Below are 13,463 nucleotides of genomic sequence, written 5' to 3'. Positions count from 1 at the left end.
GTCGCGCATTCCGCGCCTGACTTTACGCGTCGCCGTTCCGGTGAACGCACCCTATGGAGATACACTTATGTCTAACGAAACCGACCGCACCGCTCTCTTTATTCCTGCTCTCGCTCCCGTCTACGCCGCCACCGCGCCCCTCGCGCAGCTTTGGTTGCGTGTCATCTGTGGCGTGGCGCTCATGGCCCACGGCTGGCCGAAAATTCAAAACCCGACCGGCGCCGCCGATATGGTGGCGGGCATGGGCTTTGCTCCGGGCTGGTTCTGGTCCATCCTTCTCTCTGTGACTGAATTCGGGGGCGGCTTGCTCCTCGCGCTTGGTCTTCTGACGCGTCTTGCTGCCGCTGGAACCACGGTGATCCTGCTGGTCACCATTTACTTCCACTGGATCAAGCTCGATCAGGGCTATAAGGGCGCTGAACTTTCGCTCATCTGGTCCGCCGTGACGCTGAGCTTTGTGACCAAAGGTGGCGGCCGTTTCTCGCTGGATCGGCTGATCAAGAAAGAGCTGTGATGAAACGAAGAACTCTTTTGAAAGGGGCAGGGGCCGCGGCATTCGCGTCCACCCTGCCGTTGGTCGCGCATGCGGCCAACGCCCTCCCGCACTCCGCGCCGATCCATGTGGGCGCGGTGGGGCTCAAGGCGCAGGACGCCGAGGCACTGTCTGCGTGGTATCAAAAGGCTGTTGGCCTCAAAGAGGTGAGCCGTGAGGGATCGACCATCTGGCTCGGTGTTGCCGGGCAACGTCTCCTCGGTCTGACGCAGGAAGAGGGGCTTCGCCTCCCCGGTCAGCGCGAGTCCGGCCTGTTCCACACCGCGTTTTTGCTGCCGTCGCGTGAGGCGCTCGCGCAGTGGATCTCTATGGCCATTGCGGAGCAACTGCCCGTCACCGGCACCGCTGATCACCGTGTGAGCGAGGCGATTTATCTCACCGATCCCGAAGGCAACGGTGTGGAGATCTACGCCGACAAACCGGAAGAGACCTGGCAATGGGTTGCGGGGGAGGTGCAGATGGGCACCTTTGCTTTGGATGTCGATGGCATCATGGGCACCCTCGGTCTCTTGCCGCCGCGCTGGACCGGCGCGCCGGTGGGCACGAGCATCGGCCACGTGCACCTGAAGGTCGGCAACGCGACGCGTGCCGGCAAATGGTGGAGCGATGCGCTCGGGTTCGATGCGGTGAGCACGCGTCGGGATGCGGTGTTCCTGTCCACAGGCGGCTATCACCACCACATCGCCGTCAACGAATGGCTCAGCGCCCGATCCGGCCGCCGTTCCGACCGCGACGCGGGTCTCGACTACGTCGAACTCATCCGCCGCGACGGCGGAGAGCCGATGTTCTACGAGGACGACTGGGGCACACGCATCCGGTTCGTCTAAGGCGTGAAAACGAAAAGCGGGGCGGCGAAATGCGGCCCCGTTTTTGTATTCTTATTCGATATTTTTATAATTTTAAGCGAACTTTGGTGCGATATTTGAATGCACGTTGCTGGGCGCGTTTGATCTTCAACAGCACCCCGTAGTCCGAATCTCCGTCTTCCGTCCGACGCCTTGGTCGCGGGCCGCTGAGTGGACATGTGCATCATTCTTGATTTTGCTGCACACATCAGTTATGTGCATCAGTAATATTTTTGCTGCACACATGTCAGAGCGATAATGACCGTCACATCCCACTCCCGCGCCGCGCAGGTGGCCTATCAGGATTTGAAACGCCTTCACCTTGATGAAGCCGCGTCTGAAATCGTTGGCTCTATCGAAGAGCGGCAGCGCGGCGGGCGGGTGTATCTCTATGACAAGTTCCGGATCGGGACGACGATGCGGAGCCGCTATCTCGGGGAGGCGACGCCGGAATTGCGGTCGCGGATCGAGAATGCCGTTGCGCTCAAGGCCGAGAGCGAGGGCCGCCGCAAGACGATGGCCCGCCTGTCGCGCGTATTGCGGGCCGAAGGGTTCATGGCGCTAGACCGTGACACCGGCGCGTTGTTGTCCGCCTTTGCACGGGCAGGGGTGTTTCGTCTCGGCGGGACGCTGATCGGGACGGGGGCCTATGGGCTGTATCAGGGTGAGCTTGGCGTGCGGTTCGACAGCGAAGAGTTGGCTCAGACGGGCGACATCGACTTTGCGAGTTTCGAACGCCTGTCCGTCGCCCTCGGCGATCAGGTGGAAGAAGCGCCGGACACGATCCTTCAGGCGCTGAAATTCGATCCGGTCCCGAGTGTCGGCACGCGGCAGGTATGGCGGTGGCGGCAGGCGAGCGGGGAGGCTCTGGTCGAATTCCTGACGCCCGCGTTTGGGGACGAGACGGTGAAACCTCTGCCCGCGCTCGGGGTGAGTGCGCAGGGGCTTAATTACCTGAACTACCTGATTGCAGAACCGATCCCCGCGGTGGCGCTCTATCGGTCCGGTATCCTGGTGCAAATCCCGCGGCCGGAACGGTTTGCGATCCACAAACTCATCGTCGCGGATCGGCGGCGTGGGGGCGAAGATCAGGCGAAGTCCCGCAAAGACCGCGCGCAGGCGGCGTTTTTGATTGAGGTTCTGGCGGCGGATCGGCCCGACGATCTCGCCGAGGCTTATGACGACGCGCTGGCCCAGGGTCCCCGTTGGCGCGCGCGGATTGAGGCCAGTCTCGCGCTCCTGCCGGAGGTGGCAGAGACGTTGCGCGGGGTGGTCTGACGACCGACACGGGATGCGTCGGTCGTCGGTATATCAGTCTGCCTGTGAGAACATCGGCGCGCCGGAGATGCCGAGTTCGGGCGGGAAATCGACCTTGAGGATAGAGCCGCTGTCGGATTCGGTGATAAAGAGGCTGCGTCCGTCCGGTCCGCCGAAGGCGCAGTTGGTCGTGCCGAGACCGCGCGGAGAACGGACGACGGCAATCGGCTGACCGAGCGCGTTGTGCACCCAGACGAGGCCCATGCCGGTTTGACAGACCACGACACCGCCCTGCGCCGTGAGCGCGAGTCCATCGGGTCCCGCGCGACCGCCGGAGAACTGAATGAACAGCCCCGCTTTGTTGACCCGTCCGCTCGGGGACAGGATCAGACGCCACACCGCATTGGCGCGGGTCACGGCGAGAAACAGCACACGCTCCGCGAGATCGAGCACGAGACCATTCGGGCTCGGCGCGGTGTCGATCAGGCAATCGAGGCGTCCGGTGCCTTCGTTCCAGCGGTAGACGCGGCCGGTCGGATCGTGGAGGCCGGTTTGACCCTGATCGGTGAAGAACAACGTGCCGTCACGACCGAAGTGCAGGTCGTTGCAGCCCTTGAACCCTTCCGTGTCGCAATCGGCGAGGGCGGGTGTGACCGCTCCGCTCTCCGGGTCGAGGAGCATGATGCCATTCTGATAATCCGCGAGGAAGATCCGCCCGTCACGGTGGATTTTCAACCCGTTGGGCTGTCCCTCGTATTCGGCAATCTGGCTGACGACACCCTCCGGCGTCGCGCGAAACACGCGACCGAAGGGGATATCGACGAAGTAGAGATTGCCCGCGCGGTCAAAGGACGGCCCTTCGACAAAGCTGTCCACCGCTTCACCGCCACGGTTCTTGTCCGCCCAGTAGGACGACACGCCCGTGCGCCGCAGCGCGGTCGGCAGTTCGGTGAACACCTCTGCATCGAGGACCACCGGTTCGGGGGCAGGGTAGGTGTGGGTCGTCATCCGAATGTGACCTCCGGCAGGAACAGGGTGATTTGCGGGAACGCGATCATCAGGAGCATAAAGATCAGGATGATGACGAAGAAGGGCATCGTGCCGAGAATGACGTCTTCGACAGAGACCTTATCCGACGAACTCGCCACCACGAAGAGGATCACGCCCAAGGGTGGTGTGAGCTGCCCCAGTTCCACGAGGATCACCACGAAGACACCGAACCAGATCGGATCGACCCCGAGCGCCAGAAGCGCAGGGAAGATCACGGGCACGATGATCGCGATCATGCCGAGGCCTTCCATGAAACAGCCGAGGATCGCGAAGACCACCATGATGATCAGGAGGAAGGTGACTTTGGAGACTTCCGCGCTTTCGAGTTTCGCGACGAGATCTTCGCCGACGCCCGAGAGGGCCGTTGCATAGGCGAAAATCATCGAGGTGAAGACCACGAAGAGGATGTTGCCGCTCATGACCGCCGTGCGCTTGAGCGCTTCGGTGATGAGGCCGAGGCTCAGTTTGCCATAGATCGCGGAGATGATGATCGCGCCCACGGTGCCGACGGCGCCCGCTTCGGTCGGGGTGGCAAAGCCGCCATAGATGCTGCCAAGAACGATGAAGATCAGCAGAACGAATGGCAGGATGTCGAGGAGCGACCGCGCCAGCACGGCAGGCGTTGCGCGGGTCTCGCTCTTGGGGGCGAGCGACGGGTTGATTACGGCGCGGATCATGATGAAGCCCATGTAGAGCAGCGCCAGCACGATACCCGGGATCAGACCGGCGGCGAAGAGGCGCGCGATCGAGGTCTCGGTAAAGGTGGCGTAGATGATCATGGTGATCGACGGCGGGATCAGGATGCCCAGCGTGCCGCCAGCGGCCAGCGATCCGGCGACGAGACGGCGGTTATAGCCGCGGCCGCTCAGTTCGGGGAGAGAGACGGTGGACATCGCTGCGGCGGTCGGGGCGCTACCGCCCGAGATCGCGGCGAAGATGCCGCTGCCGACGATGTTGGTGTGCAACAGTCCACCTGGCAAACGCCGCATAAAGGGCGCGACGCCGTTATAAAGGCGGGAGGCGAGGCCGGATCCGAGGAGGATTTCTGCCATCAGCACGAAGAGCGGGATCGCCGCGAGGGTAAAGCTGTTGGCGGCGCCCCAGCTGACGAGGCCAAGTGCCTTCCAGCCAGCAAACCCTTTGAGCATCCAAAGGTAGAAGAGGCCCGCACTCGCGACGGTGAATTGGACCCACATGCCCCCGAGGATGAGGCCGATCAGAACGCCAAAGGCAAGTATCGCTTCCATGTCAGAGGCTTTCTTTGGATTTTTGGAAGGTCAGGATGAGTTTCTCGACCAGGAAGATACCGATGACGGTAAAGCCCAGCGGGAGCACCATCTGCGGAATCCACAGCGGCGTGCGCAGGACCGTCGGGGCAAATTTGCCGCGCGAGAAGGACGAGAGCATCAGGTCTTTGGTTTTCCATGCGAGGATCGCACAAACCACAAGCGCCATCACAACGAAGATGCGTGTGATCCAGCGTTGTGCATTGGGCGACAGGATGTCGAACAGGAAATGCACCCGAAACAGGGCCCCGTGACGGAGTGCCTGTGCCGCGCCGAGGAAGGTCAGCAGCACGACGGAGTAGCCGGTCAGTTCTTCGACGAAGCCCAGTGAGTAGTTGAATGCCCCGCGCAGGAACGCTTCGGTGCAGACCATGATCACGAGGGCGGCCAGAACGACACCGGTCACAACCTGTGTGGTGCGTTCGGCAACGTCGAAAACGGGACCGGCTGTTGCCGGCCCCTTCTGTTCTTCAAAGTTTGGATTATTTTCCGATTGCATCGCGGACTACCTTCAGGGCCTCGACATACTCGGGGCCATTTTCTTCCGCCCAGCTTGCCCAGAACGGAGCGAGCTTTTCAGCGGCCATGTCTACATCGCCTTCGGCAGCATCGGTGAGGGTCATACCCGCTGCGGATTGCGACGCTTTTTGTGCGTCTTCGTCCACGAGGAACGCCGCCGTTGTGGCCGGACCTTCTTCTGCGACGATGGCGCGGAGCGTTTCCTGCACTTCCGGATCGAGCGCGTCAAAGGCGTCGGCATTGGCGATGATCATCGAGTTGCCGTAGTTCACCGCGAAACGGTAGTTGTAGGGCAGGAACTCGTGCCAGTTCTTCGCACCACCGGCGCTTGCGGTCAGCACGCCTTCGATCACGCCACGCTCCAGAGAGGTCGGCACTTCGCTGCCCGACAGGGTGATTGCGGCGCCGCCGAACTCTTCGACGAACTTGCCCTGTTCCGGCGAGGTCACGCGGATTTTGTGACCGTCGAGATCAGCGAGGCTGTTGACCGGGAAGGTGGTGAAGATCGTCTGTTCCGGATAGCGGTAGCCACCGAGCAGCACGACGTTCTGGTCTGCGAAGGCCTCGACGAGCGTCGGCTCAATGGCGGCATAGGCAGCGGCCCACTCTTCATCGTTTTCGATGAGCATCGGCAGGTTCAGGATACGTGCGATCGGCACGTTGCCGGAAAAGAAGAAGTCTGCTGCGAAATCGACGATGCCGTCACCGACAGCCTGCGTGATGTCGGCGGATGCGATCTGAAGCGTTTTGCCGAGGTGCAGGGTGATGTCGAGTTCGCCGTCGGTTTCCGCAGCGACGCGTTCCGAGATGCGGGTCATGCCTTTCACGGCGGACGTGGTGGACACAGACGAGTAGGTGTAGGCGGTCCAGTCGTCAGCCTGTGCTGCGAGCGGCAGGGTCAGCGTGAGCGCGGTGGCGGCGATGGTTTTGAAATTCATGTGTTTATCCTCCTAGAGATGCCGAAGGTCTCCTCCTCGGCGGTATGGACCGGCGCGCCCGAAGGGGCAACGCCGGAAAAGATCATTTCCAGGGCGTCTCTTCCCAGATTGCCCGTGCGACACCATCTTGCTGAACGGCAACGGCTTCGAACGCGTCACCCGATACGAAAGAAATCGGGTTGCCCTGCTCGGCCATCATCGCCTGAAACTCCTCCATGGCGTTCACTGCGCTCAGTGCGGCCTCGAGCTTTGCTTCGACCTCCGGATCGAGACCCGCCGGTGCTACGATACCACGGAGCGACGACATTTGCGCATCGTATCCGAGTTCTTTCGCGGTCGGCACGTCCGGGCGGAAGGCGGAGCGTTCGTCCTGGAAAGACGCGGTTTGGCTGAGGGTCATGGTGCCTGCGGCAACGTGTTTGCCCATCAGAGCGGTGCGGGCCATCGACGCGCCTTTGAACGGCACGAGGGTGAATTCGGCTCCGGATGCCTGGGCGATCATGTTCGCGGAGAAGTGGTCATTGCCGCCGAGAGACGACAGACCCACGGTGATTGCGCCCGGATCGGCTTTGGCCGCGGCCAAGAGTTCGTCGAGGGTTTCGAATTCGGACTCTGCGCTCACGACAACGGTGTTCGGGTCTTCGACGAAGTTGGCGAGGTAGGTGTAGCTCGTCACGTCGTAATCGGCATTACGGTCGTTGGTCAGAGCCAAAGCGGCAGGCAGGTTGAACGTGCCGAGCGTGTAGCCATCCGGATCGGCATTCGCGACTTCGGTAAAGCCGATCTGGCCCCCTGCGCCGGGCATGTTTTTGACAACCACAGCGGCGCCATCGCCGAGCGCGGTTTCAAGGAACTTCGCCACGGTGCGGGCCATCACGTCGGTGCCGCCGCCGGCGGAATAGCCAACGATGACTTCGATCGGTTTCTCGGGGTATTCGGCCAGCGCAGGGGTGGCGACGGCCATCGCCGCGAGCAGCGCGGCGGATAGGGTTTTTCTCATGACAGGGTCCTCCCGGTTGATGTCGTGAAAAGTGTGTCGTCGATGCCGTAGCAGCGGGCGGCGGTGCGCCAGAACAGATCGTCGCGCGCAGAGGCGTCCAGATCTGCAGCGAGCCGTTTGAAGGCATTCCAGAGCGTCCGGTAGCCGAACTGCCCTTTGTCGACGGGAAAGTTGCTCTCGAACATGGCGCGCTCTGCACCGAAGAGATCGAGACAGGCGGCCACATGCGGTTGCCAGTCAGCCGCGAGAATTTCGGAGTGCGGTGGCAGGGGGGCATCGGCATAGCGATAGCCCATGACCGAGAGACCAAAGCCGCCGATCTTGATCCGCGTGTTGGGCAGCGCGGCCACCTCGGCCAAGGCGCTGCGCCAGTCCGCGAAACAGGTCGCGTCATTGATGCGGTAGGGCCCGATCCCCAAAGGGCCACCGCAATGATCCACGACCACTGTCAGGTCCGGCAGGGCACGGGCGAGTGCCGCGACCTCGGAGAGTTGGCTTTGATAGGCCCAGACATCGAGGCAAAGCCCCGCCTCGGCCACCGCACGGGCCCCTTCGTAGAACGCAGGGGTGCGCAACAGCCCGTCAGGGGCAGGGCGCGGATTTGAGCGCACGGCCGGATCGGCGTGCCACGCGGTTGTGTTGCGAATGCCCTTTACGCGGCCTTCGCCTGCGGCTTTGAGAGCATCGAGAACCGGGCGCACATCGGCGCCCAGTTGAAGATCGGCAAAGGCTACGAGACCGACCGGAAACTGCGGCTGCGCACGTCCCCACTCGAGGATCGTGCGCACCTCACCCACCGGACGAAGGGCTTCGGGGCCGCTTTCATCATATCCGGTGCGGCATTGGACATAGAGGCTGGCGCGCAGGTCGTGACCATCGCCAATGTCGGCGGCAAGCTCCTCGGCCCGATAACGACCCTCCGGCCGGTCCCAGAGGTGATGATGGCAGTCGAAAATCGGCTGCGCGGGATCAATCACCTCTTCGCGGACCAAGGCCAGCCAGTCCTCACGGACGGTATGATGAGGGCTTGCCAGCGCCATGGATCAGGCCTCGCCTTCCTTTTTGCGGCTGTCGATGAAGCGACGCTTGATCATCGGACCGACAACGACGGCAACGGTGAGAGCGACGAGCACGAGGCTGGTGGTGTTCTTGAAGAGCACGGCCCAGTCACCGCGACCAATCCGCAGGGCGAGACGCAGGTTCTCTTCGGCGAATGCACCTAGGATCAGGCCGAGCACCACAGGCGGGAGCGGGAACTTCAGTTTGTCCATCACCCAACCGACAGCACCGAACCCGAGCATCATGTAGACGTCGAACATACGGCCGTGGATCGAATAGACCCCGATCAGCATGAGGACGATGATGATCGACCCGAGCAGCGGACGCGGCAGGTTCAGCAGACGCGCGAAGCTGTTGGTGGCGAGAGAGCCGCCGAGCAGCACGAGCAGGATCGCACCGAAGAGGAACTGCCACATGAAGCCGAACACAACATCAGGGTTGTCACGGAAGAGCATCGGACCCGGTTGCAGACCATGCACGAGCAGACCACCGAGCATAACAGCCGCCACAGCCGTCCCCGGGATGCCGAGCGTCAGGGCCGGGATCAGCGCGGACGCGGTGTCTGCGTTGTTCGCGGTTTCTGCGGCTGCGACGCCTTCGGGTTCACCTTTGCCCCAGTCGTCAGGCTTTTTGGAGCTACGACGCGCTTCGTTGTAGGACATGAACGCGGCCATGGAGCCACCTGCGCCCGGCAGGATGCCGATCCAGATGCCGATGAAAGAGCCACGCAGCCATGTTTTCCAGTAGCCCTTCATTTTGGGCAGGGCTTTCCAGATCGGCTCGGTGCCGAGTTTCTCGCCTTCGACGCTGTCGGTTTTGAGCGGGGTTTCGAGCAGGTCGATCACCGGCGGGAGCGCGTAAAGACCCACGAGCAGGATCACGATGTTGATGCCGTCGAGCAGTTCGAGCTGACCAAAGGTGAAGCGGTCGTTGCCGTAGATCGGGTCAGAGCCGATGACGGAGACAAAGACGCCGAAACACGCGGAGATCAGGCCCTTCACCGGATTCCCGCCGAGCAGGAAGATGATGGAGGCGAGACCGAACACAGCGACCCAGAACACTTCGGCCGGACCGAAGAGCAGCGTCACTTTGGACAGCGGCGGCGCGAGCAGCATCAGCGCGAAGGCCGAGGCAATACCGCCGATGGAGGAGGACACAACAGCGACCTGAAGGGCAAAACCGCCCTGACCCTTTTGGGCCATCGGGTAGCCGTCAAAGGTGGTGGCCACGGCGGCAGGCGTGCCGGGAATGCGCAGCAGCACTGCCGGGATCGCACCGCCATACATGGCGCCGTTGTAGATACCCGCCATCAGGCCGAGCGCAACGAGCGGCTCAAGACCGAAAGTGAAAGGCACGAGGACCGAGATCGCCATGGTAGCGCTCAGGCCCGGCATAGCGCCGACAACGATACCGGCGAGAACGCCGATGATCACGGCGATGAAGTTTGTGAGGGCGAAAACTTCGGGAAGGGCGTGGAGTAGATCAGAATACATGGGAGCCTCAGTTCTGCCAGAGACGGCCAGTGGGGAAGTCCTGCGACATCCCGAAATCAAAAATCAGCCAGATGGAGCCAACGACGATCGCAGTCGCGATCGCGAGACCGAGCGGATTGCGGAAGCCAAAGACATAGGCCACGGTCGGCACGGCAATGACGGTGCTGATGTAGAAACCGATCATGTCGGAGGCGACGGCATAGGCGACGATGAGACAGAACGCCCCGATCACGCGCTTGGGCGAGTTGGTCACTTTCTCGGCGGCTTCACCCGCAGAAGCTTTGCGTTGATCGGACAACAGCAGCAGCAGCGACAGGATGATCAGACCGATCAGCATGGCGGCGGGCAGCAGTGCCGAAATCGACCGCAAGTCGGTCGTCGGGATCAGAAAACCGGCGGCAACAACGAGAATGCCGACTGCGCTCAGTGTTTCGGGACGCAAGAAGCGATTTTTTTGACCTTCGGACATGGTTGAAGCTCCAAAGAGATAGGGGGGGAACGGCGTTGCGGCCGAGCCGCGAAAAATCACACGCCGGGATCTCGTCAGGGAGGTGGAAGCGAGGCCCCGGCGCGTTTTTGATCCGCAGGCGACAGATCAGCCGCCTGCGGTCAGGAGGGTTAGTTCCAGGGGGTCTCTTGCCACACCTGGTTTGCCAGATCGTAGAGATCCGAGGTCAACGCCTTGAACTCTTCGCCACGGACGACTTCGACCGGGTTGGCGGTGTCTTTCATCGCCTGAAGGAAGTCCGGATCGCTGGCGAGTTGCGCAAACGCTGCGTCGAGTTTGGCAACGACGTCCTCGGGCAGACCGGCAGGGGCCACAAAGCCGCGCATGGAGCCGTTGACCACGTCAAAGCCTTGCTCCTGGAGCGTCGGCAGTTCCGGTGCGAAGTCAGAGCGTTCCGTTGTCGCAACACCGAGCACGTTCAGCTCTTCCTGGAAGCTGGCGACCTCGGAGATGTTGAGAATGCCCATGGCAACGTGGCCACCCATGAGTGCGGTCCGTGCAGGCGCGGAGCCTTTGAACGGCACGATGGTGAACTCGCTCTCGGTCAGACCTTCGAGCTTGATCAACATGAAGTGGTCGTCACCGCCGAGGCTCGACATACCGACGGTGATGGCGCCCGGATCGGCCTTGGCGGCTTCGATCAGTTTGTCCATCGTGTCGAGGCCGCTGCTTTTCGCGGTTACGATCACGTTCGGGTCGTTCACGACGTTGGCGAGATAGGTAAAGCTCTCGCGGTCGTAATCGGCCTTACGGTCGATGGTGCGGGCCATCATCCCCGGCAGGTTGAACGTGCCGAGCGTGTATCCGTCAGGATCCGCATTCGCCACCTCGGTCACACCGATCTGACCGGACGCGCCGGGCATGTTCTTGACGACGAGGCTTGCACCGTCACCGAGATATTTCTCGATGAACGGAGCGGCCGTGCGCGCCATCACATCGGTGCCGCCGCCTGCGGAATACCCGACGATCACTTCGATCGGCTTTTCCGGATATTCGGCCACGGCAGCGCCCGCTGCGAGGACAAAGGCGCCCACGAGGGCGGTTTTCTGAAACAGTTTATGCATGCTACTCCTCCTGTTCATGCGAATAGTCAGTTAGGGATAATCCCGGCCTCACTCGGCCGGGAATTCACAGCCAAGCCGCGTCAGAGCAGCGTCGACCCAGGTGCGGTCGTTCGTGCCTTCGGCGATGGCTTTCATCTGGTTGATTTCGGCGTCGGATTTGGCCTGTGTCTTTTTCAGAACCTCTTCCGCGTCTGCGAGCGGCACACAGTGCACTCCATCGCTGTCGCCGATCACGATGTCACCCGGGTGGATCACCATGCCGCCGAGGCTGATCGGGACGTTGATTTCGCCCGGGCCGTCTTTGTACGGGCCACGGTGGCTCACACCGGCGGCGAAGGTCGGCAGGTTGGTTTCGACAAAGGCGTCAACGTCGCGGATTGCACCGTTGAGCACGAAACCGGCCACGCCTTTTTTCACGGCATAGGCGAGCATCAGTTCACCCATCAGCGCGTTGGTCAGATCACCACCCGCGTCAACGACGATCACGTCACCCGGCACGGCCATGTCGATGGCTTTGTGCAGCATCAGGTTGTCACCCGGGCGGGCTTTCACCGTGAGCGCAACACCGGCCATGCCGCCGGAGGCGTGCATCGGGCGCAGGGTCGGGCCAGCGGCGGTCATGCGGGACATGCTGTCCGACACGTTGGCGACAGGGAGCTTGGCATAGGCGTCGACCAGATCTTTGGATGCGACCTGGGTGCGGTTGAGGATACGGAAACCGACAGGCATATTATTTCTCCACTGTGGTAAGGACCGCATCGGCGGTCAGGAATTTGCGGTTGGCGATGCGCGCGGGGGCGACGGATTCGCCTTCGAGCACCTGAAAGATGCCAGTCAGGGCTTCGACGCCGACGCGGGCATTGGCCTGAGCGGTGACGCCGCCGATGTGCGGGGTCATCACGATGTTGGGCTGCGAGAAGAAGATGTGGTCAGCACCCGGCGGTTCAGAGGCGAAGGTGTCGAGACCGGCACCTGCGATGTGACCGGATTCCACCGCCGCCACGAGAGCAGGTTCGTCGATGAGACCGCCGCGCGCGGTGTTCACCACGTAGGAGCCTTTCGGCATCTGGGCGAGCGCTTCGGCGTTCACGATGCCACGGGTGCTGTCGGTCAGCGGGCAGTGCAGCGACAGGACGTCGGAGGCGGCGAAAAGCTCTTCGGTCGTGGTGCAGCGTTTCGCGCCGATCTCTTCGAACAGGCTGTCGGGGGCGAACGGGTCATATGCGATCAGGTTGAGGCCGAGGCCCTTTGCCATGAGGCCAGTGGCCCGCGCAATCGCGCCGATGCCCATCAGACCCATGGTCGCACCAAAGAGTTCGCGGCCCTGAAAACCGGGTTTCTCCCAACGGCCATCGCGGAGGCTCGCGTCGAGCGGCAGCACGCGTTTCACGGTGGCGAGCATGAGAGCGATGGCGTGTTCGGCCACGGAGACCGCGTTGGCCCCCGTTGCAACGAGGACAGGCACGCCGCGTTCGCCAGCGGCGGCGAGGTCGATGTTATCGACGCCGACGCCGTGTTTGGAGATCACTTTGAGCTGGGGCGCAGCATCCATCACCTGCGCGTCGATGCGACCCAGACGAGACACGATGCCGACCGCGCCGCTTTCGACCATCAGATCAGCGAGCACAGAGGCCTCTGCGTAGGCCGGGCCGTAAACGAGGCTATAGCCGCGCTCGGCAGCGAGCGTTTTCGCAGCAGGGGCGAGATCGGGGCCGGTTACAAGGATCGTCTTGCTCATCGCACATGTCTCCAGTTGCGCCCCAGCCAGAGCCGAGCGCAGTCTTCAAAATTCTGTATTTGGGATCACCGTGTCTGCCTCCCAGCAGAGCACGGGCAGTCTCCTCCGTGTGGCGAGCACCGTAAGACGAAGATACTCTTCACAAAAGCGATT

The 13,463-nt window shown here is 62.2% G+C and carries 14 protein-coding genes; 3 read left to right on the top strand and 11 right to left on the bottom strand.

Features of this window, described 5'->3' with window-relative positions:
• Window positions 1-67: 67 nt before the first annotated feature.
• The 3 genes from LA304_RS07510 (at window position 68) to LA304_RS07500 (ending at window position 2,676) form a co-directional block, all read left to right on the top strand.
• On the top strand, window positions 68-514 hold the full coding sequence (locus LA304_RS07510) for a DoxX family protein (protein WP_224502519.1): 447 nt from the start codon (window positions 68-70) through the stop codon (window positions 512-514).
• Entirely contained in the window at window positions 514-1,380 is an 867-nt protein-coding gene (locus LA304_RS07505; protein WP_224502518.1) for a VOC family protein, read from the top strand. The genes LA304_RS07510 and LA304_RS07505 overlap by 1 nt, the downstream gene beginning before the upstream one ends.
• Window positions 1,381-1,656: 276 nt before the next feature.
• A complete protein-coding gene (locus LA304_RS07500) occupies window positions 1,657-2,676 on the top strand; it encodes a nucleotidyltransferase family protein (RefSeq protein ID WP_224502517.1) in 1,020 nt (339 codons plus the stop codon).
• 33 nt (window positions 2,677-2,709) lie between these two features.
• Here LA304_RS07500 and LA304_RS07495 read toward each other — a convergent pair whose 3' ends face one another.
• From LA304_RS07495 to LA304_RS07445, 11 genes are all read right to left on the bottom strand, one after another.
• On the bottom strand, window positions 2,710-3,663 hold the full coding sequence (locus LA304_RS07495; protein WP_224502516.1) for an SMP-30/gluconolactonase/LRE family protein: 954 nt from the start codon (window positions 3,661-3,663) through the stop codon (window positions 2,710-2,712).
• Window positions 3,660-4,952 (bottom strand): TRAP transporter large permease, encoded by a 1,293-nt coding sequence (locus tag LA304_RS07490; RefSeq protein ID WP_224502515.1) that lies wholly within the window; start codon window positions 4,950-4,952, stop codon window positions 3,660-3,662. The genes LA304_RS07495 and LA304_RS07490 overlap by 4 nt, the downstream gene beginning before the upstream one ends.
• A 1-nt stretch (window position 4,953) precedes the next feature.
• Window positions 4,954-5,490, bottom strand: a complete 537-nt coding sequence (locus LA304_RS07485) for a TRAP transporter small permease (protein ID WP_219783727.1) — start codon at window positions 5,488-5,490, stop codon at window positions 4,954-4,956.
• Window positions 5,474-6,448 carry a TRAP transporter substrate-binding protein DctP gene (dctP, locus tag LA304_RS07480; protein ID WP_224502514.1) on the bottom strand — a complete coding sequence of 325 codons (975 nt, stop codon included), beginning with the start codon at window positions 6,446-6,448 and terminating at the stop codon, window positions 5,474-5,476. The genes LA304_RS07485 and dctP overlap by 17 nt, the downstream gene beginning before the upstream one ends.
• Window positions 6,449-6,530: 82 nt before the next feature.
• A complete protein-coding gene (locus LA304_RS07475; protein WP_224502513.1) occupies window positions 6,531-7,448 on the bottom strand; it encodes a tripartite tricarboxylate transporter substrate binding protein in 918 nt (305 codons plus the stop codon).
• A complete protein-coding gene (locus LA304_RS07470) occupies window positions 7,445-8,488 on the bottom strand; it encodes an amidohydrolase family protein (protein ID WP_224502512.1) in 1,044 nt (347 codons plus the stop codon). Before LA304_RS07470 ends, LA304_RS07475 begins: the two co-directional genes overlap by 4 nt.
• A gap of 3 nt (window positions 8,489-8,491) precedes the next feature.
• The gene (locus LA304_RS07465; protein ID WP_224502511.1) at window positions 8,492-10,000 is read right to left on the bottom strand and encodes a tripartite tricarboxylate transporter permease; all 1,509 of its coding nucleotides are present in this window, start codon (window positions 9,998-10,000) and stop codon (window positions 8,492-8,494) included.
• Window positions 10,001-10,007: 7 nt separating this feature from the next.
• The gene (locus LA304_RS07460; RefSeq protein WP_224502510.1) at window positions 10,008-10,469 is read right to left on the bottom strand and encodes a tripartite tricarboxylate transporter TctB family protein; all 462 of its coding nucleotides are present in this window, start codon (window positions 10,467-10,469) and stop codon (window positions 10,008-10,010) included.
• 149 nt (window positions 10,470-10,618) lie between these two features.
• Entirely contained in the window at window positions 10,619-11,572 is a 954-nt protein-coding gene (locus tag LA304_RS07455; RefSeq protein WP_224502509.1) for a Bug family tripartite tricarboxylate transporter substrate binding protein, read from the bottom strand.
• A 48-nt stretch (window positions 11,573-11,620) separates the two neighbouring features.
• Window positions 11,621-12,301, bottom strand: coding sequence for an RraA family protein (locus LA304_RS07450; RefSeq protein ID WP_224502508.1), 681 nt, complete (start codon window positions 12,299-12,301; stop codon window positions 11,621-11,623).
• A gap of 1 nt (window position 12,302) precedes the next feature.
• On the bottom strand, window positions 12,303-13,310 hold the full coding sequence (locus LA304_RS07445; protein WP_224502507.1) for a hydroxyacid dehydrogenase: 1,008 nt from the start codon (window positions 13,308-13,310) through the stop codon (window positions 12,303-12,305).
• Window positions 13,311-13,463 lie beyond the last annotated feature (153 nt).

The organism is Celeribacter litoreus (genome assembly GCF_020165855.1).
Classification (GTDB): Bacteria; Pseudomonadota; Alphaproteobacteria; order Rhodobacterales; family Rhodobacteraceae; genus Celeribacter; species Celeribacter litoreus.
Note: the sequence above shows the minus strand (reverse complement) of the source record. Positions and strands in the feature narration are given on the sequence as shown.

Coding starts and splice junctions, on each gene's coding strand:
- LA304_RS07510 (WP_224502519.1), top strand. CDS start 68: ATGTCTAACGAAACCGACCGCACCGCTCTCTTTATTCCTGCTCTCGCT.
- LA304_RS07505 (WP_224502518.1), top strand. CDS start 514: ATGAAACGAAGAACTCTTTTGAAAGGGGCAGGGGCCGCGGCATTCGCG.
- LA304_RS07500 (WP_224502517.1), top strand. CDS start 1,657: ATGACCGTCACATCCCACTCCCGCGCCGCGCAGGTGGCCTATCAGGAT.
- LA304_RS07495 (WP_224502516.1), bottom strand. CDS start 3,663: ATGACGACCCACACCTACCCTGCCCCCGAACCGGTGGTCCTCGATGCA.
- LA304_RS07490 (WP_224502515.1), bottom strand. CDS start 4,952: ATGGAAGCGATACTTGCCTTTGGCGTTCTGATCGGCCTCATCCTCGGG.
- LA304_RS07485 (WP_219783727.1), bottom strand. CDS start 5,490: ATGCAATCGGAAAATAATCCAAACTTTGAAGAACAGAAGGGGCCGGCA.
- dctP (WP_224502514.1), bottom strand. CDS start 6,448: ATGAATTTCAAAACCATCGCCGCCACCGCGCTCACGCTGACCCTGCCG.
- LA304_RS07475 (WP_224502513.1), bottom strand. CDS start 7,448: ATGAGAAAAACCCTATCCGCCGCGCTGCTCGCGGCGATGGCCGTCGCC.
- LA304_RS07470 (WP_224502512.1), bottom strand. CDS start 8,488: ATGGCGCTGGCAAGCCCTCATCATACCGTCCGTGAGGACTGGCTGGCC.
- LA304_RS07465 (WP_224502511.1), bottom strand. CDS start 10,000: ATGTATTCTGATCTACTCCACGCCCTTCCCGAAGTTTTCGCCCTCACA.
- LA304_RS07460 (WP_224502510.1), bottom strand. CDS start 10,469: ATGTCCGAAGGTCAAAAAAATCGCTTCTTGCGTCCCGAAACACTGAGC.
- LA304_RS07455 (WP_224502509.1), bottom strand. CDS start 11,572: ATGCATAAACTGTTTCAGAAAACCGCCCTCGTGGGCGCCTTTGTCCTC.
- LA304_RS07450 (WP_224502508.1), bottom strand. CDS start 12,301: ATGCCTGTCGGTTTCCGTATCCTCAACCGCACCCAGGTCGCATCCAAA.
- LA304_RS07445 (WP_224502507.1), bottom strand. CDS start 13,310: ATGAGCAAGACGATCCTTGTAACCGGCCCCGATCTCGCCCCTGCTGCG.